Here is a 22,088-nt window from a genome sequence, read left to right as displayed (position 1 = left end):
ATGGTTCGAGCCGGACGTCGCCACATCGGCGCAGGGCAAGCTGATCCCTAGGGGGTGCAGCGTTCACTGAAGCAGCCCGACTTGATCAGAATCAGATCCCGCCGAGCGACCAGAGCTCTGGCAATCGCTAGTGCAGCTCCGACAGAAAATCGCGGATCGTAGGGGCCAACGCCTCTGCGAACCCTTCGGCCGTCTCTATGTCCTCGGACATCGAGATAGGCGAGAGGCGTCCGTTTGGGACCAAGGCGGCCACACGAGCCGCCAGCTCGGGCGGATGCGGTCCCTTCCGATGGCGGCTGCAGCAGCTACGCTGGCGGCGTTGGAGCGAGGGATAGCGTCTTCCACCATCGCTCGGATGACGGGCGCAAGGGAAGGCAGGATCGCCGCCTCGCAAGCGTGGCTGGACGCCCTGGCTATTCAGACGCCCCCAGGGATCAATGAAGCCGAGCCCCTGCAGATGCTCACGGACCGCACGCCAGTCCGCCGCTCCGAAGCCGTGGATCACGACCCGGTCGCCGTCGAGGAGAAGGGAGACGGACCGGTCGGCGCGGCTGTGGCCCGGGGCCGGCACATTGGCGCTTCGCCCCCCGGAATGGATGTCCCCGCCCAGGGCGGCGACGATGAGCCGGAGCGACATGACGGGGGGGCCTCAGATGAGACCGAGGGCGCGAAAGCTCTGTTCGCCCTCCCGGCCGACCACGACATGATCATGGACCTGGATGTCGAAAACCCGGGCGGCCTCGATGACCCGGCGGGTCATCTCGATGTCCGCGCGCGAGGGTGTCGGATCGCCCGAGGGATGATTATGGACGAGGATCATGGCCGAGGCGGACAACTCCAGCGCACGCCGCACCACTTCCCGGACGTAGACAGGGGCATGATCCACGGTGCCGTCCGCCCGATGCTCCTCGCGCATCAGGATGTTGCGCTTGTCGAGGTAGAGCACGCGAAACTGCTCCCGGGGCTCGTGGGCCAGCGCCCCCCGGACATAGGCCAGCAAGGCCGTCCAGGACGAGATCGAAGGCCGCGCGCAGACATCGGATCTAATCAAATGAACGCAAACCTGTCGCAGCAGCTTGAGAGGTCCGCGACGGCGGCGACGTCCAGGCCGGGCGTTCGGGCCAGCTCTGACGCGTCCGCTGCGACAACCGCGGCCAGGGCGCCGAAGCGATCCAGGAGATCCCCGGCGAGACGATGAGGGTTGGTCGGAAGCGAAGCCCGCTTGAGCATCAAGGCCAACAAGGTTCGCTCATCCATCAACTCGATGGCCGGGAGGCCGGCGCCTGCAGCAAGGGCGCGGGCGTGTTCAAGGTCGGGTTTGGGGATCGATCGCATCGCGAACTCCTCGGTCGCTATCCGCCTCCTCATGGGAAGTCGACCGAAACCCGCCCTCCCCAATCCTTGAATTGCGCCGCAAATGATGGGCCGGCTGACTGGATCGGCTCACTCTCCGCCCATGGATTGCCTCTTGACGCTAGCCGCCCCGGGACGCTCCGTCAGAGGCCCTTTGTATGTTGATCTTTCGGGCGCCTTCGAGAATCTCGAGACCGCCCTTCGCGGCGATTCCGGCGACGATGACGCCGACCACCAGGTCAGGCCAGGACTGCTTCAACCACAGGACCAGGGCGCCGGCGACGAGGATGCCCCCGTTTGAGGCGAAATCGTTGAAGCTGAAGGTCTCGGCGGCGCGCAGGTTTACATCGTCGCCCTTCAAGCCGCGCAGTAGCTTTAGGCAGATCAGGTTGACCACCGCTGCGACGACGGCCAAACCGATCATGGTCCAGCCAATAGGCTCCGTTCCCAGCCACCATCGGCGGCCGGCGTCGATCAGAACGCCTGCGGCGAAGATCAGCAACAGCACACCCGAGGTTCTCGCGGCGCGCAGCTTCCAGGCGAGAGCGCGGCCAACCGCCAGAAAGCTGATCAAATAGACAAGGCTGTCGGAGGCGTTGTCCAGCGCATTGGCGAGCAAGGCGCTGGAGTTGGCCAGCAATCCGCCGAGCCCGAGCCCGACGAACAACAGACCGTTCAGGATCAGCACGATCATCAGCGTTCGTCTCTGACGGTCATGCTCAGCGTTCGATGTCTTCATGGACGCCCTCCTGTTCCGGGCTCGGCCGCCCACGTTGACTAGTTTCGGAAGACAGCGCGCATTGGCAGGCAGTGGTAAACATTGGAGCCGTCATTGAAACACGGTCTTGCCGGACTGCCCATGCGACGATCTTGAGATCCGACCGGCCGCTCGTCCAGACCGACGAGCCCAAGCGACGAAACCGGCCGCAAGGCCCCACCGGATCCCACGACGCGCAGCCGCCGGCATTGCCTGGGCAGATCCCAACGCCAAAGCCACCACATGTCAGCCGCAAACGCACCTTTCCTTCAGCCAGCCCCGGATTGAGAAAAGCGTTTGCACTGCCCCTGCGGCAGGGGCTTGATCCTCCAGTAGCTAGAGGATGCATAAATCGTCGCATCAACAGGAGAACAAACGATCATGGTGTTCACGGAGCGCCGAGGCGCCAGGGTGCTGAACGTCCGCGCGATGGCTATCGGCCTCGCCGTGACGGTCATTGTTGTGGACCAGGCCACCAAGGCCATGGCCCGCGGGAACCTTGAGGACGTGGTCAATCTGACATCCTTCATCGCGCTTCGCCTCGGGTTCAACCCAGGGGTCACCTTTGGCCTTTTCGCCGGCTCCGGGGACATGGGGCGCTGGGTTTTGAGCATCGTCTCGCTGCTGATCATCGTCGTGCTGTCGATCTGGGCCTGGCGAACACGCAGACCTCTTCTTGCCGCCGGCCTGAGCCTTATGGTCGGCGGCGCGCTCGGGAACCTGCTGGATCGCCTGCGTTTCGGGCACGTGACCGATTTCATAGATCTTCACTGGGGCGATGCGCACTGGCCCACTTTCAACCTTGCCGATGCAGCGATCGTCTGCGGCATCGGCTTGCTTCTGTTGGCTTCGCGAAGCGGGGCCGAACCCGGGACGTCGTCCCCCACGATCGAACCCACCGTTCGATGACGGGGCCCCCCGAAAAAAAGTCCATAGCCGTTCGCTCCGCCCTGGCCATAGGCGTGACCGCAAGCAGCCTGACGGCTACCTGGCTGTGGATTCCTCCCGCGCCATTCGGCGTCGAGACCGACATGGCGACGGCCGATCGCCTGGCCTACGCCCTCAAGTGGGAGTTGCCGGTGCTCGTGTGGCTCGCCGGCTGCCTGCGGCTTGTCGCCAGCATTCGGTATCGGTCGGATGAGGACCGACCAGGAGCCGCCTACGGCCCGCCCAGCGCTCGGCTCGCCGTGCCTGCGGCCGTGTTGCAGAATTCCCTTGAGCAGACCGTCCTGGCCGTCGGCGCACATCTGATTCTCGCCGTTGTTTTGCGAGGCGAGGAGTTGATCCTGATCCCCGCTCTGGTGACGCTTTATCTCCTCGGTCGTGTGATGTTCGCGATCGGCTACGTCAAGGGCGCCGCCGCACGCGCTTTCGGCATGGCGCTTACCGGCGCCTCGACGCTTGCCGCCATGGTTATCGCCATCGTCCTGTTGATTCTCGGCCGGTAGTATCCGAGCGCGCCTCATGCCCGTCTTTCCGCCCCAGTCTCCAGGACTTCGACCCATGTTTGAGCGATGACACGCCCCTCGCCCCCTTCGTCGGGACCTCGCAGCATCGGCAAACTCGCCGCCGCCACCGGCATAAAAATTCCGACGATCAGATTCTACGAGCAGATCGGACTGGTGCCGGCTCCGCCCCGGACCGCCAGCGACCGCCGGATGTACGACGATGATGCCGAACAAAGGCTGACCTTCATCCGGCATGCACGCCAACTTGGCTTCGACCTGGATTCGATCCGGTCCCTGCTGGATCTCTCCGATCATCCCGACCGCGCCTGCGACGAAGCCAACACCATAGCCGAACGTCATCTCGCCGAAGTGACGCAGAAGATCACCCAGTTGCAGGCCCTCCGGCGCGCGCTTTCGCGCATGACCGCTGAATGCGCGGGCGGACGGGTCTCGGCTTGCAAGGTGATTGAGGCCCTGCACGATCATTCGGCTTCACAATAAACCACGACACACGCGCTGTTCGAGTGCTAATGCGAGCGGCTCACAACTAGGTTTCCGATGCGCCCTCTGCTCAGCCTGTTCGTCCTCCTGCTCACCCTTGGCATGACCGCCCCCGCGCTGGCCCAGACGGCTTCGGCCTCGGAGGCCCAGGTCGCGTGGCGGCTGCTCGACTACGTCGGGGTCGACTACGCCGGTGCGGTGGAGAACGGCCAGGTGACCAATCCCGCCGAATATGGAGAGATGGTCGAATTCAGCAGCCAGATTCTGACCCGCCTGGAAGCTCTGCCCTCCACGTCGTCCAAGGCCGATCTGGTTCGGGACGCCGTCGCCCTTCAAGACGCTATCCGGAACAAGAGCGATCCGCGCACCGTCGCCGGCCAGGCCAAAACCCTGGCCGGTGCGGTCCTGGCGGCCTATCCAAGCCCGCTGGCGCCGTCATTTCCGCCCGACCTGGCCAAGGGGGCCGCCCTCTACGACGCGCAATGCGCTGTCTGCCACGGCGCCACAGGGCGCGCCGACGGCGCGGGCGCGCAGGGGCTCGATCCCGCTCCAATTGCATTCGCGGACGTCGAGCGCGCCCGCCAACGCAGCGTCTTCGGCCTATACCAGGTGATCGACCAGGGGCTCGACGGCACGGCGATGGCCAGCTTTTCCCATCTGCCGGCCGAGGACCGCTGGGCCCTGGCCTTCTATGTCGGCCGTTTCGCCTTCACTGACGCCGAAGCGGTCGAAGGCCAGCGTCTTTGGGAGAGCGACCCGGCGATCCGCACCGTTTACCCGGATCTGGCCGCCGTCACACAGGCCTCGCCGGCGGAGTTAGCGGCGCGCATCGGGGAGACGAAGGCGCGGGCGGTGACGGCCTATCTGCGCCGCCACCCGGAGGCGGCGGCTCGCCCCAAGGGAGCCACCCTCACCCTGGCTCGGACGCGTCTGGCGGAGAGTGAAGCCGCCTATCGTCGGGGAGACCGAAAGGCCGCAACCGACCTGGCGCTGTCGGCCTATCTCGACGGTGTCGAGCCGGTCGAGCCGGCGCTCGGCGCGCGAGACACCGCCCTCCTACGTCGCATCGAGACGGCAATGACCGATCTCCGCGTGTCGATCAGCAAGGGCGCGGCAGAGACGAAGGTCGCGGACCGGATCGCTCGTCTGAACGCCCTGTTCGACACCGCCGAGCGGGCCCTGGCGCCTCAGAAGGCGGACAATCTCGCCAGCTTCATCGGCGCCTTCACGATACTGCTTCGCGAAGGACTGGAGGCGCTGCTCATTGTGGTGGCGATGATTGCCTTCCTCAGGAAAGCCGACCGGCCTGAGGTGTTGCGTTACGTCCACGGAGGATGGGTGGCGGCTCTGGTCGCCGGCGGCGCCACCTGGGCGGCTGCGACCTTCTTCATCTCCATCAGCGGGGCCAGCCGAGAGCTCACTGAAGGGTTTGGCTCGCTTCTGGCGGCGGTCGTGCTCGTTTCCGTCGGAATCTGGATGCACGGCAAGTCGCATGCCGACGCCTGGCAGACCTATATTCGCGACAAGCTCTCCAAGGCGCTCTCGAAGCGATCGGCATGGTTCCTCTTCCTGTTGGCCTTCGTCGTGGTCTACCGGGAGGTCTTCGAGACGATCCTGTTCTATGCGGCGATCTGGAGCCAGGGCGGCCATGTCGGCATGCTGGCCGGCGCGCTTACCGCAGTGGCGATCCTGGCGTTCGCTGCCTGGGCGCTGCTCGCCTACAGCAAACATCTGCCGATCGGTCGGTTCTTCTCACTGAGCTCAATCCTCATGGCCGTCCTGTCGGTCGTTCTTGTCGGGAAAGGCGTGGCGGCGCTTCAGGAAGCGGGTTGGCTCGATGTCCACCCGATCACCTGGGCGCCGCGTATCGAGATTTTGGGCATCTACCCCACCGTGGAAGGCGTCGGGGTCCAGCTTCTAACGCTCGTCGTGCTGGTAATCGGGTTTGCGCGTACCTCTGGTTCCAAACGGCAGGGCTCAGCCAAGGCCTAGCAGGTCGTCTCCGATTGTACCGAACCATCCAGGCCGGAGGCTTCACTCTGGGGCGGAATGCGAGCCCCGGACCGGGGCCGAAACCCCATCAAGGCTCAGAGTATCGGTCAGGTCCCTACCGGTCCGCATCGACAAGGACAGTCGCCGAGTTGCCTGGCCCTCATCGGGCAGGCGGGATATCAATGAGGGACAGGCCCGCGGCCGGCTCCAGCCCACCGCCGTCAGCGCCAGTTTCGGCCTGAACGGTAGCGTGGTCGATGTCGTGGACGTCGTTCATCTCCGCCAGAACCGCGACGAAACTGATCAGCGCCCCGACCTCCGGCAATGACCAGATTGACCGCGCCGTTCACATCGTCGCTGCAGACACCCCATAGGGCAAGGTCTCGGGCTCCCGCCATCCCCGGCACAGCCCCAAGCTTCGAAAGGAAAACCGTGAGCGGCGGTGATCGCCGCCCACGGTCCGCTGGCAGGAGTGTGTTCAGTCCTCGATCCCCTCCGATTTGCGATGTTTGACCGCCTTGGCCGCAAAGGTCGGCAAGACCAGCAGCGTCAGGACCGTCGCGGTCAGAAGGCCGCCGATGACCACGGTGGCCAGAGGCTTCTGAACCTCGGCCCCTGCGCCGTGAGCCAGCGCCATAGGGATGAAGCCGACGATGGCGACCAGGGCCGTGGTCAGCACCGCGCGGAGACGACTGGACGCGCCTTCGATGGCCGCCGCTACAGGCTCCAGGCCGGCCTGGAGCCGCTCCCGGATCGCCTGCATCAGCACCAGACCGTTCAGGGTCGCGACGCCGGAGACGGCGATGAAGCCGACCGCCGCCGATACCGAGAACGGCATCCCCCTGAGCAGCAGGGCCAGAGCCCCGCCGACCAGGGCCAGCGGCACGCAGGCGAACACCAGTCCCGCCTCCGCGAATGACCCGAGCGCCATGAACAGCAGGACGCCGATCAGGATGAAGACGATGGGAATGACCAGTCCCAGCCGTTGCTCGGCCCGCTTCAGGTTCTCGAACTGGCCGCCCCAATCCAGCCGGTAGCCGACCGGAAGAGCGACCTCGCTCACCGCCGCCTGTGCGTCGGCCACGAAGCCGCCGAGATCGCGCCCGCGCACATTGGCCTGGACCACCATGCGCCGGCTGCCGTTCTCGCGACTGATCTGGTTCGGTCCTTCGGCCGTCTCGATGCGGGCGACGGAAGACAGAGGCACGATCACCCCCGTGCTCGAGACGATGGGCAGGGCAGCCAGTGTGGATGGATCGTTGCGCGCGTCATCCGGCAGACGCACGACCACGTCGAAGCGGCGGTCGCCCTCGAAGATCCGCCCCGCCTCGGCGCCGCCGATGGCGGTCGAGACCGCTTCCGAGACATCGGCGGCGGACAGGCCGTAGTGGGCCGCCGCGAAGCGATCGACGCTGATGGTCAGGGTGGGCAGGCCCGACGCCTGCTCCACGCGCACGTCGGCAGAGCCCGGCGTGGCCCGCAACTTGGCGGCGACCGCTTCAGCCGTCTTCTGCAGGGTGTCGAAATCGTCGCCATAGACCATGACGGCGAGATCTGACCGCACGCCCGAGATCAGTTCATTGAACCTTAGCTCGATGGGCTGGCTGAACTCGAAGCTGTTGCCGATCTGCTGGCTGGCGACCTCTTCGATCCGCTCGATGAGTTCGTCCTTCGGCAACTTCGGATCGGGCCAGTCCTTGCGGTCCTTGAGGATAACGACGCTGTCCGAGTTGTTCGCCGGCATCGGGTCGATGGCGACTTCGGCCGTCCCGGTGCGCGAGAAGACGGTCTCCACCTCGGGCTGGGCCTTGATGGCGCGTTCCAGCGCCATCTGCATGGACAAGGACTGCTCCAGCGAAGCGGACGGCACGCGCAACACCTGCATGGCGATGTCGCCTTCGTCCAAGGTCGGGATGAATTCCCGCCCGAGGGTCATGAAGGAGACAGTCCCCACGCCAAGCATCGCCAGCGCAGCGATCAGGACCACCTTGGGACGGGCCACCGCCGCGCCGATGGCCGGCTGTATCCAGCGGCGGGCGAAGCGCAGGATGAAGGTCTCATGCTCTTCGGCCTTGCCGTCCGGTCCCAGATGAACTGTCTTGGGATCGCGCACCAGCAGGGCCGTCATCGCCGGCACGAAGGTGAAGGAGAAGATGAAGGCGCCGACCAGGGCCAGCATGACGGTCGCGCCCATCGGCACGAAGGTCTTGCCCTCGACCCCTTCCAGCATCAGCAGCGGCGTGAAGACCAGCAGGATGATCAGTTGGCCAAAGGCGGCTGGCTTGACCATCTGTCGTGCCGATTGCACCGCCACCCCGAGGCGTTCATGCCGGGTCAGCATCCGCCCCAGTTCGCCCCGTCGCTGCGTCAGCATCAGCAGGGTGTTCTCGATCACCACCACGCCGCCATCGACCATCAGGCCGAAGTCGAGCGCGCCGAGACTCATCAGGTTTCCGCTGATGCCGAAGCGGTTCATGCCGATAACGGCGAACAGGAAGGACAGCGGAATCATCAGGGCCGTGATCGCCGCGGCCCGGAAGTTTCCGAGCAGCAGGAAGAGGACGACGATGACGAAGAGCGCCCCCCTCGATCAGGTTGCGCGCCACCGTCGAAATGGTCGAGTTGACCAGGTCGCTTCGATTCAGAACCGGCAGGGCCACCACGCTCGGCGGGAGAGATGCGCCGACCAGCTCCAACCGCTCGGCGGCGGCCTGAGCCACCGTGCGGCTGTTTTCCCCAGCCAGCATCAGGGCGGTGCCGAGGACGGCTTCGTGGCCGTCGTGGCTGGCCCCGCCGAGACGTGGCGCCTGGCCGATCTCGACCTTTGCGACATCGGCGACCCGAACAACCAGACCGCCGCGATTGACGACCGGCGCCTGAGCCAGATCCTCAACCGTCGCGGCCAGGGCGTCGGTGCGAACCACCAGGGCCTCGCCTGCCCGCTGGACATAGCCGGCCCCGGCTTGGGTATTGGCCCGCTCCAGCGCCTGGACCAGATCGGTCATGCCTAGGCCGTAGCGTGTCAGGGCGGCGGCGTCTGGTCGGACGGCGTATTCCTTCACATAGCCGCCGTTGACGTCAATCCCGGCCAGGCCGGGGGCTGTGCGCATCTGCGGGGCGATGATCCAGTCCTGGACCGTCCGCAGATAGGTGGCCCGGGCCTGCGGCGTGGTCAGCCGCTCGCCCTCCGGCGTCAGATAGGCGCCGTCGGCCTGCCAGCCAGGCTTGCCGGTGGCGACCGTGGTCTTGGGGCTGAAGGGGACGTAATCAACCGTCCACATCAGCACTTCACCCAGCCCCGTGGTGATGGGCGACAGACTGGGTTCGACGCCTTCGGGCAGACCATCCGACGCCTGCCGCATCCGCTCCGCCACCTGCTGGCGGGCGAAATAGATGTCCGTCTGATCGGTGAAGACGACGGTGATCTGGCTGAAGCCGTTTCGAGACAGGGAGCGTGTGCTTTGAAGTCCCGGTATGCCGGCCATGGCCGTCTCGAGCGGATAGGTGACCTGCCTTTCGATCTGTTCGGGCGCCAAGGCGGGCGCGACTGTGGTGATCTGAACCTGTCGGTTCGTGATGTCGGGAACGGCGTCGATCGGCAGCTTGGTCAGTTCGAACAGGCCGAGCGCAGCGACCAGCGCCACAGCCAGGACGACGAACCAGCGAAAGCGGACGGAGGCCTCAATGAGAGCTTTGAACATGATCTCTCGTCCCTACTCGTCTTCCTCGGCTTCGCTCTTGGAGAGCTCCGCCTTGAGCAGAAAGGCCTTGGCGCCGGCGATACGTTCGGCGCCGGTCAGGCCGCGAAGAATTTCGGTTCGGCCCCCAGCCTGGCGGCCGGTCATGACAGGGACAGCCCGGAAGCCGCCCTGAACCTGGACGAAGACGACGGTCGCCCCCTCCAACGTCTGTACGGCCTCGGAGGGCACGGTCATGCCGTCGGCGTCTCCCCCCGTCACCAGAGCGCCGCTGACAGGCGATCCGGCGGGCGGCAGGGCGCCGCCGGACGGGCGAGCGCGAATGAGGGTCGCACCGCTCTCGCCGGCGCCGCCCACGGCGACGCCCGTAACGACCGCATCGAATTCACCGGTCGGACCTTGCACTCGCAACGACGACCCCGTCCGAACCTGAGCGGCGAGCGCAGGCGGCGCATTGAACACCAGTTCCACGCGCGTCGGATTGGTGACCTCGGCTATCACGCCGCCCTGGGGGGCAAATCCGCCTGGACCGACCTGAACCGACGTCACTACGCCCGAGATCGGGCTGGATACGCTGATACGGCCCGACGCATTGGGGCCGCCAGCCGCCGACGCCCTGGCGCGAGCGGCTCTCGCGGCGGCGTCCGCGCTGAGCGATTGGGCGCGTGAGGTTTCAACCTCCTGACGCGCCACCACCCCCTGGGACGCAAGGCTGTCGTTCCTTTGATAGGCGCTTCGCGCGGCGTCAGCGGCGGCGGCGGCGGCGTCGGCGTCCGCGCGGAAAGGTCGCGGCCTCACCACTCACCAGCACCGCCAGAGGCTGGCCGGCGCGCACCGACTGGCCCGGCGCGACCAGGACGCGCTCGACCCGACCGCCGACGGATGCGGCCACGACGGCGCGGGCGTCGATCATGGGCTCCACGCGCCCGGCAAGACGGATCTCCCCGCCCCCGCCGCGTCCGACCGCCATGACCGTGATGCCCGCCGCCTCGATCTGCGCCGGCGTCAGGGCGATGACGCCCTCTTCGACCTTACCCGCAGCCTCCTCCTCAGCGCCCGCTTCAGCCGACGCCTGAACCTGCGCCGATGGCGCGGGTCCGTCGCGGGTCAGGAGGAAGGCTCCGCCGCCGATGGCGACAACCGCCACGGCGGCTCCGGCCATCAGCCAGGTCTTTCTGGTCTTGATCTGGGTTTTCACAGTGCGGCTCCAAACGGGATGCGACTTTGCAGGCGCGCGAGGTCGATTTCCGCCCGGACCCGCGCGAGGCGGGCGTCGACGGCGGCGTTGCGGGCGGAGATCAGGGCGGCGCGGGACGCGCGCAGTTCAAGCTGGGAGATGCGCCCCGCTTCAAAACCCAATCGGGACAAGCGATAGGCTTCCTCAGCCGAGGCCACGCCGGCGTCCGTCGCCGCCACACGGCTGGCGGAAGCGTTTAGACGCGCCTGGGCTGCGCTTCGGTCGGCGGTTTCATCGAGACGGGCGCCGTCCAGGCGGGCGTTCGCCGCCCTGAACTCGGCCTGCGCCGCCTGGATGTTTCCCCCGGTTTCGATCGAACAACGGCAAGGGCATGCTCACGCCAAACGTCAAGGCGGTGGCGTCTTCGGCTTCATAACGGGTGACGCCGACAGAGGCGCTGACGTTCGGGCGAGCATTGATCTGCTCCACCCGGATACGCCGCTCGGCTGTGTCGCGCTCCGCTTCCGCCAAGCGCACGACCGGCGAAGCCGCTCCGGACTGATCCGGCGCCGAGGGCGCGCGATCCAGAACGCCCGGGTCGATGGAGGTGACGACCGTCGGCAACATGGCCGTCGCCGTCAACCGGGCGAAGGCGGCCTCGCGTTCGGCTCCCGCCTCATCAAGCGACGCGCGCGCTGACGCCGCCTCAGTTTCAGCCTGGATGCCCCGCAACAGGGGTTCGCGGCCCTCCTCCACGAGCAACAGGGCGGCGCGAGCGTCCGCCAGGGTGATCGTCAAGGCCTCCTTGGCCAGTTGAAAGCGGCGATCGGCCGCCTCGGCTTCGGCGTAGACCAGCGCCAGACGGCCTGCCGCGTCAACGCCGGTGAGATCGCGACGAAGAGCGGCAGTTCCGGCCTCGCCGCGCGCGACATCAACCCTGGCGCCCCTGCGCCCCCAGAGCTCGAGATCCTGGGTCAAGGCCAGACTGGTCTCGGCGTTGCTGTAGCCGTCATAAGGACCGCTCCCCAGGACGCCGTCGGCAGTCAGGCCGAGTTGGGGATTAGGACGCACGCGCGCCTGGCGGACCCGCGCCTCGGCGGCGTCGAGCAACGCGCCGGCCTCGACGTTGACGGGCGTCTGGCCGATGCGCTCAAGCAGGGTTTCATAGCTCGGCGCTGGATTTGCCCAGGCAGGAGCAGCGGCCGCTGTCGCTATCGCGACCACGGCGCAGCCGGCCGTCAGAAGCGACAGCCGACGATGTGAGGAAGACATGGTTCATTTCCCAGATTTCTGACGGATGAGCGCACGAGGGCGCGGCATTGGCGTCAGCTTCTGGGAGGGCGATCCGGGCCGGCAGGCGTCCGGGACGCCATCTGGTTGGTCGTCGGCGCTTTTGGGCCGTCGGCTTTCTTGAGGCTGGCCGGAACAGGTATCGACGCCTGCTGCACGCCCGTTGAGCCGTGGTGACAATGACCATGGGCGCAACCGCTATGGTTCTGGTCGCCGCCCTTGGCTTTACCGTGGTCCTGGTCTGGCGGGCTCGAAAGCGATGAAGCCGCGACAGCAGCCCGCGCTTCTGGCGCACAGGCCGCTGCGTCAACGGCCGGCAGGAAACCAAACACGACGATGACAAGCGCGAAAAGCGCCGCCGTCATGAAGGTTCTGTTCGACCATTCAAACATGGCGCGTTCCCGCCAAGGTTTCAGCGCCCGACAACGCCGCCATGGTCGCAAGCTTGACGAAAACACCGCCTATCGGAGACCGCACGCCCGCCCCGGATTCACAGCCCGACGAAGATGTGGTCAGGACGTCCCGGCTCATTTCGGCCTCCAGCGCAAAAGGCGCATGGCGTTTGCCGTCACCAGCACGGTCGCCCCGGTGTCGGCGAGGATCGCCGGCCATAGGCCGGTGACGCCGATCACCGTCGTGACCAGGAAGACCGCTTTCAAGCCCAGGGCGATGGTGATGTTCTGGCGGATGTTGCCCATCACCCCCCGCGACAGGTCGATCATGTCGGGAACGTCCTGGACGCGGCCATGAAGCACCGCCGCATCAGCCGTCTCCAGGGCCACGTCGGCGCCGCCCCCCATGGCGATGCCGATGTCGGCGGCGGCGAGCGCCGGCGCATCATTGATGCCGTCGCCGACCTTGGCGACGACAAGGCCTTCGGACTGCAGTTCCTTGACGATTCTCTGCTTGTCCTGCGGCAGAAGCTCAGCCCGCACTTCGACGCCGAGACCGTTCGCGACCGCTTCCGCTGTGCGCCGGTTGTCTCCTGTCAGCATAATCGCACGAATCTTCATGGCCTCGAGCCGGGCCAGGCCCGCCGTAGCGTCCGGCCGCGCCTCGTCCCGCATCGCCAGGAAGCCCGCCGATTGGCCGTCGATCACGACCACGGAAACGGTTTTGCCCTCGGCGTTGAAGCCCGCGATCGCCGCATCCTGAGACGCCGAAAGCCCGACCCGCCGAGCGACGGCCTGTGGCGACCCCAGGAAAACCTGAGCGCCGCTCACGGTCCCTTCGACGCCCTCCCCCGGGATCGCCCGGGCTGACGACGCCGCCGGGATGGATACGCCGTCAGCCTTCGCACGGTTGAGAATGGCCAGGGCCAGCGGGTGGCTCGATCCGGTTTCGAGAGCCGCCGCCATCGAAAGCACCTCCCCCTCGGTTCGCGCGTCCGCCACGATGTCGGTCACGATCGGCTTGCCGGATGTCAGCGTCCCGGTCTTGTCAAAGGCGACAGCGGTGATCTTGCCCAGGGTTTCGAGCACGGCTCCGCCCTTCATCAACAGGCCTCGCCGCGCGCCGGCGGACAGACCAGCCGCTATGGCTGCCGGCGTCGAGATCACGAGGGCGCAGGGACAGCCGATCAGAAGGACCGCCAGCCCTTTGTAGATCCACTCGCTCCACGCACCGCCGAACATGAGTGGCGGAACGGTCGCGACCAGGGCGCCGAAGACAAGAACCACGGGGCGTGTAGATTGTCGAGAAGCGGTCGATGAAACGTTCAGTCGGCGATTTCGATTCCTGCGCCTCCTCCACCAGGCGCACGACCCGCGCTATGGTGTTGTCAGCGGCGGCGGCTGTGACCCGGACCCGCAGGACGCCGCCCACATTGATGGTCCCGGCGAAGACAGGGTCGCCCGCCATTTTCCGCTTGGGGACGCTCTCTCCCGTCACCGGGGCTTCGTCGATCTCGCCCTCGCCTTCAACGACGTCGCCGTCGGCCGGCACACGGTCGCCGGGCCTCACAAGGATGACGGCGCCGAGCGCAAGGCTTTCAGCCGGTACTTCGCTGACCTGGCCATCGATCTCGACCAAGGCGGTCTTGGGCACCAGGTCGGTCAAACCCTGGATGCTCTTGCGGGCCCGCCCCGCAGCGACGCCCTCCAGCATTTCACCAACCAGAAACAGAAGGACGACGGCTGCGGCCTCTTCTGCAGCGCCGATGAAGACGGCTCCGACCGCCGCAATCGTCATCAGCATCTCGATCGAGAACGGCGTCCCGTACCGTGCAGCGGTGATCGCACGCCAGCCAACTGGGGCAAGGCCTACCGCCAGGGCGACCAGGAAGGCTCCACGCTCCATCGCCGGGAACAGGGCGCCGAAAATGTAGGCCGCGACCAGGGCGACGCCGCAAGCCGCTGTAAGCTTGGCCTTGCGGGTCCACCACCATGGACCGCTGGCCGCCCGGTGGTCGTCACCGGGAGGGGCCATCGTCGAACCCGCCGAAGGCTGCAGCGGCGCGAGGACCTCGACGCCGTAGCCCAGGTTGCGAACCTGACGAAGCACGCCCTCCCCCGCAAAATCGGCGCCGTGCTGAACCTTCAGAACACCCGAGGAGACCGCCACAGCGACATCTGTGACGCCTGGCAGCTTCCGCACCGCAGCGTCGACCTTGGAGCCGCAGCTTGCGCAATCCATACCGGTCACGCGATATCGGCTTTCCAGGTTTTCCATTGTGGCGAGGGGCTCCTTGTTACGAATGCCCGGCGACGCTACTTCCTCTAGCGACTAGAGGAGCAAGCGTTAAAATGAGCCAGGGCGTGACAATCGGCCAGGCGTCCAAGGCGAGCGGGATCAAGGCGCCGACGATCCGCTACTATGAGCAGATTCAGCTCCTGCCGTCGCCGCCTCGCTCGGAGGGGAACCGGCGCCTCTACGATGCAGACGATCTGAGACGCCTGCGGTTCATTCGACACGCGCGCGAACTCGGCTTCGAGATCGAACCGATCCGCGAACTTTTGGCGCTGGCTGGAGACCCGAGTCGACCATGTCAATCGGCCGACAGCATTGCCCGCTCCCATCTTGCCGATATCGACCACAAGATCGCGCGCCTCACCGCTTTGCGGGCCGAGGTCGCCCGCATGACGCACTGCATTCAAGAATCGGCTGAAAAATGCCGAGTGATTGAAGTTCTAGGTGACCATAGCGGCTGCTTGCACGACAGACACTAAGCTCTACTTGCTACCGTCCAAGGCAACCGCCTTGACCCGGGCCCATGCCAGTCAAATGGCGGCCCTATATTCCGAGTGAAAGGCGTCGGGCGTGCCGATCGATGCGGCCAACGACCTGTCCGCCATCGCCATCAGGTCGGCCTAGCGCCGGCGGCCATCTTACGATGGACGAAAGATCGACGCCCCGCGTTCACCTGGCCTGGCGACGCGGGGCTTCGGTCAGATGCAATATTCCTAGCCGCAGCAGCCCTTGCCATCCTCCTGGATCGGCGGACAGGGCACATCGGCGTAGGAGCAGAAGACGCAGCAATCGCCGGGCAAGGGCTTCAGCTTCACGCCGCAGCCGAGGCAGTCGTAGAACCAGATGCAGGCGTCGGTGGGCATGGTCTCGGTCGCGACATGACCGCATTGCGGACAGGTCAGCGTGGACTGGAGCAGGACGGGCGCCTTCATTTGACGGCCGCCAGTTGAGGCAGGAGCCAGGGCTCGACATAGGGCTCCCAGGCAAGGGAAAGCACGATCAGCAGCGTGGCGAAGACAAGCAGCCTGAAGGCCAGCGGTGAAGGTCGTCCGCAGGCCGTATCGCGTCGGCACATGCGAGAGCGGCGCCAGTGCAGCAGCCACCCGAGGGCCAGAACCACGGCGGCGATCGGGGTCAGCCAATGGCGCGCCCCGGCGAACACGGCGACGCCCGCGAAGGATACGCCCGCAATCGACAGCACCAACGGCAGGACGCAGCAGGCCGCCCATGCAAGAAGGGAAGCGAACCCGCCGACCACCGCTGAGGCGCTGACGGCGACTTCGGGAATGCGGGCGCGGTTTGGGTCGGTCGCCATGGGCTATCCTGTCTGACTTCTGATACAGCCTACAACCCGTAGCCACTACGGGATCAAGAGCGTGTCGAGACAAGATCTGACCATCGGGCGCCTGGCGCTCAGCGCCGGGGTGAACCTGGAGACCGTGCGCTACTATGAACGTATCGGGCTGATGCCTGCGCCGGCCCGAACCCAGGGCGGACATCGTTGCTACGAGCCTGAACACGCCCAGCGACTGAGATTCATCCGCCGATCGCGCGAACTCGGGTTCGGCATAGACGCCATTCGTCGGCTGATCGCGCTAAGCGAGCCGACGGTCCAATCCTGCAGCGAAGTGCGCGACATGGCTCAGGACCACCTTGTCAGCATCGAAGCGAAGATCGCCGACCTGCAACGCCTTCAAGCCTTGTTGAAACAGACGGTCTCCGACTGCGGCGACGGAAGACGAGTCCGGTGTCCGGTCATCGAAGAGCTCGGCTCAAGCTAGATGCCCCCTCATTCAGCGGCTAGGCAGTTCCGAGGCGACTGCGATTGATATCCGCCCGGAACAGCAACAAGAACAGACAGGCGCGAATGCTAACCACAGGGCTAACCTAGGCAGAACTCCGCCCAGTCCTCCATCAGCCGAAATCGCTTCGCCATCATGTCTCCACGACGATAGGCCGCCTCAACCTTGCTGCTCACAGTGTGAGCCAACGCCATCTCGGCGGCTTCTTGAGGATGCGCGGTCTTCTCCGACACCCAATCCCTGAACGTCGACCGGAAGCCGTGCGGCACGGCTTCGACCTTCATGCGGCGAAGCACGGAAGCAAGAGTCATGTTCGAGAGCGCCTCGCCATCGATATTGGCGAAGACCAGATCAGTGTCCGGATTCCGCCGCGTCGCAGCGAGAAGCGCGAGCGCGCCTGACGAAAGCGGCACACGATGCGGCCGCCCCGCCTTCATCCGCTCACCCGGCACGACCCACAGGGCGGCCGGAAGATCGATCTCGGACCATCTGGCGCCCCGCACCTCGCCCGAGCGCGCTGCGGTGAGAATGGTGAACTCAAGCGCCCGCGCGCCTGTCCCTTTTTCGTCAGCAAGCCTGGCCATGAAGGCAGGCATTTGGTCGATGCCCAAGGCCTTGTGGTGAACAACCTTCGCGACCCGGGATGGCTTGGCGAGGAGTTTGTCCAGATGCCCCCGCCAACGTGCGGGGTTGGGACCAGATCGGTATTCGCGCGCCGCGGCCCAATCGAGCACCATTTCCACACGCCCGCGAAGGCGGCTCGCGGTCTCGGTCTTGATCGTCCAGATGGGCTCCAGAATTCGCATGACGTGCGGGAGGGCGACTTCCTCCACGCCCAGGTCGCCGATCACCGGATAGACATAGGTTTCAAGCGTGGCTGCCCACTGCGCCCTGTGTTTGGGATTCTTCCAGCTAGCCTCATGCGCCGCCATATAGGCCTCTGCGGCCTTGCGGAACGAGATCGCAACGACGGCGGGCGTTTTTACCGCTTGGCGCGCCTCACGGCCTGCTTCGACCGGATCAATACCGCGCCGAATCTGCTCCCGCGCGTCGCGGGCGGCCTCTCGCGCTCGCGCCAGCGTCACATCGGGATAGCCCCCGAGACCCAGGTCTCTCCTCCGCTTTCCCATGGTCGCGCGCAAGATCCAGCTTCGCCCGCCGCTTGACAGCACTTGCAGGGCTAGCCCTGCTACCCCGCCAACAAAATGCAGGCCAGGTTCGCGTAGCCGCGACACCGCCAATGGTCCTAGTTCATCTGCTTTCCGGGGCATTTCCCACCCATCCAACAACCCATCATAAAACCCATCAACTCACCCATCAAAAAATCTGCGCTTGAGTGCAACAATATGCAACGTCCTGAAGCGACCAAACTCAAGCCACACCTGGGTTCAACCTACCTCTGAACAACGGTGAACAAGGCTGAAAAGGCCCGGAATCCGACACCCTGTCCGCCACACGCTTCGATGGCTTTGTCAGGCCAAAAGGCTGGCCCGTGAGTGCGGTAGCTTGGCCATATAGAGCTGAGCAGCGTCGACTTCTTTCATGAAGCGGCCGAGCCTGTTCGGCTCGATGTGTCGCCGTTCACGCACTCAATCTGCCAACAAGAGATTTTTGGCTCGCTCTTAAGCTGTATTTATAAGAATTGGATTGTTTCGGTCGTGACAAAGAACGGCGGAAGAAATAAATCTTCCGCCGTTAGTGCTAGATCTAATTTTTAATTAGAACTTTAAGCGCAAGCCAAAGGTATAATAACGACCAATGGCATCGTACGTTTGCGGGAAGGTGTTCCCATTGTTCGAAGCGGTAGTGCCGATGTTGGATCCGACTTCCGGCGGCGCCTCGTCTAGCAGGTTGTTGACCGTAGCAGTGAAGCGCACGCTATCGGTGATGTCCCAGCGCGCGGTCAGATCGAAGTAGTTATAGGCCCCGATCGAAGCGTAAGGAGCATACCAGTTGCCGCTGCCCGGCTCGACATCAACGCCGGCCAGATGACGCCATTGGAGCGAGGCAGCGTAGTCGCCCAACGACCAAGTGGCGCGGCTGGTCCAGCGTTGCTTCAAGCGCGGCTCGCCGCACGAGGTCGAGTAGTAGCCGACGCAATCACGCAAAATAGAGGCTGGCGTCGCCTGGCTTTCGTTCTTGGTGACGATGTTGCCGTTGACGCTCAGATCAACACGCCCGACGTCCCCGAAGCCATAGTCCGACAGCTCAACACGATAGTTGGCCGACAGATCGAAGCCCGACACGCGCTCATTCCCCAAGTTCGAGAGCAGCAAGGAGACGCCACGCGCTTCCACGCCATTGATCGAACCATTGGCCGTATTGCGGCCGATGAGTTGACAGAACTCGTTAAACGTCAAGCTAGGGTTCAACGTGGTGCTGTAGCAGCCTTGGATGACGTCGTTGACACTATTGCTGCTGACCGTCTTGTCGATCTTGATGTCGTAATAGTCGAGGCTCAGGCGCAGGCTCGGCACGAAAGCCGGCTGCCAGACAGCGCCAATAGTCCAAGTGTCAGCCTCTTCTGGTCCCAGGTCTGGGTTGCCGCCGGTTAGGACGTTGACTTGTCCCGAGTTCGGCGCCGCGACGAAACCAATAGCGGCCGCCGGCACGCCGGTCAGGCGACAGAGGTTGCTGAGCGTACCGGCTGCATTGGCTTGTCCGGCGTTGATGCTAGCCCCTTGGCAAGGATCAACCGCTAGGTTGCTCAAGCCGGTGACCTGCGGATTGAACAATTCACCGATGTTCGGAGCTCGGGTAGCGCGTTGGAACATAGCTCGAATACGCAGATCTTCGATGGGAGACCAGTCGCCGCCGATCTTATAGCTGCCGAAGTCTGTCTTTTTACCAGAGGCTTCGAACTCGGTATAACGATAACCCGCTTCCAGGTTCAGGCTGTGAACGAACGGCATGTTCTCGATCAATGGGATCGAGAGCTCGGCGAAAGCTTCGCGCATTTCGAATTCGCCTTGGCGATCCGGCACGGGAGCGCCAGTGCCCAAGACTTCACCGTTAATCTGCGAGGGCGCATCAGCACGTGTAGCGGCGCTAGAGCGACGCCATTCCAAGCCGAAAGCCGTCGCGATCGGACGCTCAGCCCAAGGGCTGCTCAATTGATCTGGCAGAATACCCGAAATCGAGCCAGACACCACATCCTGTTCAATCGTCGTCTTATTGATCGAGGCTAGGTTGATATAGTCGATCATCGCTTGAGTGATCGAACCTTCAGCACCAAAGACATTGATCGGCACGCAGCCAGCTACCGGCGTGGCGGAGCCTGGAACGATACATGCGGAGGACGAGACGGTGTTCAGAGCGTTACGCAACTTGGACAGCGAACCCCAGCCGCTACGGGTAACCAGTTGCTCAGTTTCGCCATGCGATGCGTAGACGTCATAGTTCCAGTTGGAGCCTATGTCGCCGCGGATGCCCGCCAAGATCTGGAGCGTCTTATTTTCGTAGTCCACCGGACGGCTGCCCATCTCGGTAAAGCGACGATTGATTGTCAGCGGAATGATGGTCGAACCGCCAGCGCCGGCGACACAACTCGCCGCAGGAATGCCACGAGCCGCGCAGAGTTGCTGACGCATCGGCTCCGGAATGAACGGATTGCCGATCGGCACGCTGTAGGTGTTTCCAAACGTGCCTGTCGGAGCGTTATCCAGGGACACGTCGCTCTTGACGTAGGTCAGATGGCTGTAGACCTCAGCCGACGGGTTGATCTTGTATGACCCCAGAGCGTTGATCTGGTAGCGGCTGAGCGGCGTCTGATAGAGGTTGAACGGGTTGTAGTTATAGCCGGCGGCATTGTAAGCGGGATCGCTCGGGCCAATAAGGGACCCCGTCGCCGGATTAATTTCAGCCCCCGCTGGCAGCGGCGTGCCGCCCGCAACCGGTGTCACGCCGAAGCGGCCGGGAACCGAGGTCCCCGAACCCAGCGGATTGCCGGTGTTGGACGAACGAGCCACTAGGCCCCAAGGACGCTGGTCCTGATACAGCGGGTCGGTCTTGGTGTAGCCGAAGCTGACGACGGCGTTGCCGCGGTCATCGGCGAAGTTGCCGCCAACGGTCAGGTCGATCTTGCGGCGAATGGCGTCGTTTTCTTCTGAAAGGCCATAGGAAGAGGCGAACTCAACGCCTTCGAAATTGTTCTTCAGGATGAAGTTCACGACACCGGCGACGGCGTCTGCGCCGTACACAGCCGAAGCACCGCCCGAGACAACGTCAATACGCTCGACCAGGGCCACCGGAATGGTGTTGGTGTCTACAACGCCCTGCAGGTTGAACGGCACGACGCGACGGCCATTGATCAGAACCAGGGTGCGGTTGGTGCCCAGGCCGCGCAGGTTGATCGTGGCGCCGCCGCCCGAGCCGTTGTTGGTGGCCGAACCGACGGCCGGCACGGCGGCCGGCAGATCCTTGACCAGTTCTTCAACGGCGACAGGCTGCTCAAGAGCGATTTCCTCAGCGCCTACGGACGAGATCGGGCTAGCCGCCTCATAGCCAGGCTGACGAATACGCGAGCCGGTGACGACGATGGCGCTGACTTCGGATACTTCCTCGCCCGTCGATTGCGCCATGGCGGGCGTCGCGGCCATGAAGCCGAGTGCTGCGCCCCCAATGATAGTCGTTGCGAGCAAGTGCTCGCGCATGAACCTCTTCTTCAAGAGAGTCCCCTTCTAAAAAACGCCCCGTACTGCCGAAGCAACCCCCACGGCGCATGGGCCGAAAACACACGACGACGGTGCGTCGACGTGAATCCGACCATAGCGACACACCGCAGGTCCGAAAAAGACGCATTTCAGCCAAAAATGGACTCTTTGGAAATTTTCAGGCCTTATTTCTAGTTCGGTGGCTGAAATGTTACAGCGTTACTCGCCTGCATGGCCCTGACGTCGGCGATCCACATCGTCGGGCTGTTTCAGCGACTTGGCGCCCAGCAACGTGACGCCTGAGGGCGCCGTCCGTTTCGTCCGTAGTTGTCTTCAGGGCCTCAACGGCTTCCATCTGGAGACGATCATGTCCAACTTGAATCCCCTTCCCTTCATCGCCGTCTCTGCCGCCGTCCTGTTGTCGGCGGCGCCGGCTGCAGCGCACGCTCGCCTGGTCAGCGCCACGCCGGCGGCCAAGTCGGCCGTCGCATCGCCGCGTGTCGTGACCCTGACCTTCAGCGACCGCGTGGCTGCGGCCTTCTCCAGCTTTGACGTCGTCAACGCCGCCGGCGCCAAGGCTACGGTTCGCACCCAGGTCAGCCAGGACGGCAAGACGATCACGGGAACCCTGGCGCGTCCGCTTGCGGCCGGGGCCTATGTCGTCAACTGGCGCATCGCCTCCACCGACGGCCACCGCATGACCGGCAGCTACGACTTCACCGTCCGCTGA

Annotated in this window: 18 protein-coding genes and 3 pseudogenes; 7 read left to right on the top strand and 14 right to left on the bottom strand. The window is 64.7% G+C overall.

The window, feature by feature from the left end:
- Nucleotides 1-649: 649 nt before the first annotated feature.
- The 3 genes from FGL25_RS07315 to FGL25_RS07310 all read right to left on the bottom strand — a co-directional run bounded on the left by FGL25_RS07315 (nt 650) and on the right by FGL25_RS07310 (nt 2,047).
- Nucleotides 650-1,051, bottom strand: coding sequence for a JAB domain-containing protein (locus tag FGL25_RS07315; RefSeq protein ID WP_306424861.1), 402 nt, complete (start codon nt 1,049-1,051; stop codon nt 650-652).
- Complete coding sequence (locus tag FGL25_RS17985; protein ID WP_003165000.1) at nt 1,048-1,335, bottom strand: hypothetical protein; 288 nt, start codon at nt 1,333-1,335, stop codon at nt 1,048-1,050. The genes FGL25_RS07315 and FGL25_RS17985 overlap by 4 nt, the downstream gene beginning before the upstream one ends.
- A 139-nt stretch (nt 1,336-1,474) precedes the next feature.
- Complete coding sequence (locus FGL25_RS07310) at nt 1,475-2,047, bottom strand: cation transporter (RefSeq protein WP_233126686.1); 573 nt, start codon at nt 2,045-2,047, stop codon at nt 1,475-1,477.
- 444 nt (nt 2,048-2,491) lie between these two features.
- On the opposite strand from FGL25_RS07310, the gene lspA reads away from it, so the two are divergent.
- The 4 genes from lspA to FGL25_RS07290 all read left to right on the top strand — a co-directional run bounded on the left by lspA (nt 2,492) and on the right by FGL25_RS07290 (nt 6,051).
- On the top strand, nt 2,492-3,019 hold the full coding sequence (gene lspA, locus FGL25_RS07305; protein WP_081461867.1) for a signal peptidase II: 528 nt from the start codon (nt 2,492-2,494) through the stop codon (nt 3,017-3,019).
- Between the two features lie 53 nt (nt 3,020-3,072).
- A complete protein-coding gene (locus tag FGL25_RS07300; RefSeq protein ID WP_003165005.1) occupies nt 3,073-3,558 on the top strand; it encodes an MAPEG family protein in 486 nt (161 codons plus the stop codon).
- A gap of 66 nt (nt 3,559-3,624) precedes the next feature.
- Nucleotides 3,625-4,059 carry a MerR family transcriptional regulator gene (locus FGL25_RS07295; RefSeq protein WP_046652906.1) on the top strand — a complete coding sequence of 145 codons (435 nt, stop codon included), beginning with the start codon at nt 3,625-3,627 and terminating at the stop codon, nt 4,057-4,059.
- A gap of 57 nt (nt 4,060-4,116) precedes the next feature.
- The gene (locus FGL25_RS07290; protein ID WP_040345455.1) at nt 4,117-6,051 is read left to right on the top strand and encodes a cytochrome c/FTR1 family iron permease; all 1,935 of its coding nucleotides are present in this window, start codon (nt 4,117-4,119) and stop codon (nt 6,049-6,051) included.
- A 478-nt stretch (nt 6,052-6,529) separates the two neighbouring features.
- On the opposite strand, the pseudogene FGL25_RS07285 reads toward FGL25_RS07290, so the two are convergent.
- The 7 genes and pseudogenes from FGL25_RS07285 to FGL25_RS17410 form a co-directional block, all read right to left on the bottom strand.
- Nucleotides 6,530-9,752: pseudogene (locus FGL25_RS07285) on the bottom strand (efflux RND transporter permease subunit).
- A 12-nt stretch (nt 9,753-9,764) separates the two neighbouring features.
- Nucleotides 9,765-10,911, bottom strand: a pseudogene (locus tag FGL25_RS07280) (efflux RND transporter periplasmic adaptor subunit).
- 32 nt (nt 10,912-10,943) lie between these two features.
- A complete protein-coding gene (locus tag FGL25_RS17420; protein WP_252970254.1) occupies nt 10,944-11,240 on the bottom strand; it encodes a TolC family protein in 297 nt (98 codons plus the stop codon).
- Complete coding sequence (locus FGL25_RS07275) at nt 11,218-12,198, bottom strand: TolC family protein (RefSeq protein WP_252970073.1); 981 nt, start codon at nt 12,196-12,198, stop codon at nt 11,218-11,220. Before FGL25_RS07275 ends, FGL25_RS17420 begins: the two co-directional genes overlap by 23 nt.
- Nucleotides 12,199-12,251: 53 nt before the next feature.
- Complete coding sequence (locus FGL25_RS07270; RefSeq protein WP_076222564.1) at nt 12,252-12,608, bottom strand: hypothetical protein; 357 nt, start codon at nt 12,606-12,608, stop codon at nt 12,252-12,254.
- 135 nt (nt 12,609-12,743) lie between these two features.
- Nucleotides 12,744-13,850 (bottom strand): heavy metal translocating P-type ATPase, encoded by a 1,107-nt coding sequence (locus FGL25_RS17415; protein ID WP_252970072.1) that lies wholly within the window; start codon nt 13,848-13,850, stop codon nt 12,744-12,746.
- Nucleotides 13,851-13,959: 109 nt separating this feature from the next.
- A pseudogene (locus FGL25_RS17410) lies at nt 13,960-14,850 on the bottom strand (heavy metal translocating P-type ATPase); the annotation flags it as partial.
- A gap of 110 nt (nt 14,851-14,960) precedes the next feature.
- Here FGL25_RS17410 and FGL25_RS07260 point away from each other — a divergent pair.
- Complete coding sequence (locus FGL25_RS07260) at nt 14,961-15,383, top strand: MerR family transcriptional regulator (RefSeq protein WP_003165015.1); 423 nt, start codon at nt 14,961-14,963, stop codon at nt 15,381-15,383.
- 234 nt (nt 15,384-15,617) lie between these two features.
- Here the strand turns inward: FGL25_RS07260 and FGL25_RS07250 are convergent, their stop codons facing one another.
- Complete coding sequence (locus FGL25_RS07250) at nt 15,618-15,836, bottom strand: GDCCVxC domain-containing (seleno)protein (RefSeq protein WP_003165016.1); 219 nt, start codon at nt 15,834-15,836, stop codon at nt 15,618-15,620.
- Nucleotides 15,833-16,219, bottom strand: coding sequence for a hypothetical protein (locus tag FGL25_RS07245; RefSeq protein ID WP_003165017.1), 387 nt, complete (start codon nt 16,217-16,219; stop codon nt 15,833-15,835). Before FGL25_RS07245 ends, FGL25_RS07250 begins: the two co-directional genes overlap by 4 nt.
- A 61-nt stretch (nt 16,220-16,280) precedes the next feature.
- On the opposite strand from FGL25_RS07245, the gene FGL25_RS07240 reads away from it, so the two are divergent.
- Entirely contained in the window at nt 16,281-16,685 is a 405-nt protein-coding gene (locus FGL25_RS07240) for a MerR family transcriptional regulator (RefSeq protein ID WP_003165018.1), read from the top strand.
- Between the two features lie 101 nt (nt 16,686-16,786).
- On the opposite strand, the gene FGL25_RS07235 is transcribed toward FGL25_RS07240, so the two are convergent.
- Together FGL25_RS07235 and FGL25_RS07230 are read right to left on the bottom strand one after the other, a co-directional pair.
- Complete coding sequence (locus FGL25_RS07235; protein WP_040345458.1) at nt 16,787-17,977, bottom strand: tyrosine-type recombinase/integrase; 1,191 nt, start codon at nt 17,975-17,977, stop codon at nt 16,787-16,789.
- Between the two features lie 447 nt (nt 17,978-18,424).
- Complete coding sequence (locus tag FGL25_RS07230; protein ID WP_252970071.1) at nt 18,425-21,373, bottom strand: TonB-dependent receptor plug domain-containing protein; 2,949 nt, start codon at nt 21,371-21,373, stop codon at nt 18,425-18,427.
- A 352-nt stretch (nt 21,374-21,725) separates the two neighbouring features.
- Here FGL25_RS07230 and copC point away from each other — a divergent pair, with 352 nt between their 5' ends.
- Nucleotides 21,726-22,088 (top strand): copper homeostasis periplasmic binding protein CopC, encoded by a 363-nt coding sequence (gene copC / locus FGL25_RS07225; RefSeq protein ID WP_138141361.1) that lies wholly within the window; start codon nt 21,726-21,728, stop codon nt 22,086-22,088.

This window comes from Brevundimonas vancanneytii, from assembly GCF_901421975.1.
Lineage (GTDB): Bacteria > Pseudomonadota > Alphaproteobacteria > Caulobacterales > Caulobacteraceae > Brevundimonas > Brevundimonas diminuta.
Note: the sequence above shows the minus strand (reverse complement) of the source record. Positions and strands in the feature narration are given on the sequence as shown.

Bases quoted from the DNA above. Each gene is read 5' to 3' on its own strand.
- FGL25_RS17985 (WP_003165000.1), bottom strand. From the start codon at position 1,335: ATGCGATCGATCCCCAAACCCGACCTTGAACACGCCCGCGCCCTTGCT.
- FGL25_RS07310 (WP_233126686.1), bottom strand. From the start codon at position 2,047: ATGATCGTGCTGATCCTGAACGGTCTGTTGTTCGTCGGGCTCGGGCTC.
- lspA (WP_081461867.1), top strand. From the start codon at position 2,492: ATGGTGTTCACGGAGCGCCGAGGCGCCAGGGTGCTGAACGTCCGCGCG.
- FGL25_RS07295 (WP_046652906.1), top strand. From the start codon at position 3,625: ATGACACGCCCCTCGCCCCCTTCGTCGGGACCTCGCAGCATCGGCAAA.
- FGL25_RS07290 (WP_040345455.1), top strand. From the start codon at position 4,117: ATGCGCCCTCTGCTCAGCCTGTTCGTCCTCCTGCTCACCCTTGGCATG.
- FGL25_RS07275 (WP_252970073.1), bottom strand. From the start codon at position 12,198: ATGTCTTCCTCACATCGTCGGCTGTCGCTTCTGACGGCCGGCTGCGCC.
- FGL25_RS07270 (WP_076222564.1), bottom strand. From the start codon at position 12,608: ATGTTTGAATGGTCGAACAGAACCTTCATGACGGCGGCGCTTTTCGCG.
- FGL25_RS17415 (WP_252970072.1), bottom strand. From the start codon at position 13,850: ATGTTCGGCGGTGCGTGGAGCGAGTGGATCTACAAAGGGCTGGCGGTC.
- FGL25_RS07260 (WP_003165015.1), top strand. From the start codon at position 14,961: ATGAGCCAGGGCGTGACAATCGGCCAGGCGTCCAAGGCGAGCGGGATC.
- FGL25_RS07250 (WP_003165016.1), bottom strand. From the start codon at position 15,836: ATGAAGGCGCCCGTCCTGCTCCAGTCCACGCTGACCTGTCCGCAATGC.
- FGL25_RS07245 (WP_003165017.1), bottom strand. From the start codon at position 16,219: ATGGCGACCGACCCAAACCGCGCCCGCATTCCCGAAGTCGCCGTCAGC.
- FGL25_RS07235 (WP_040345458.1), bottom strand. From the start codon at position 17,977: ATGCCCCGGAAAGCAGATGAACTAGGACCATTGGCGGTGTCGCGGCTA.
- copC (WP_138141361.1), top strand. From the start codon at position 21,726: ATGTCCAACTTGAATCCCCTTCCCTTCATCGCCGTCTCTGCCGCCGTC.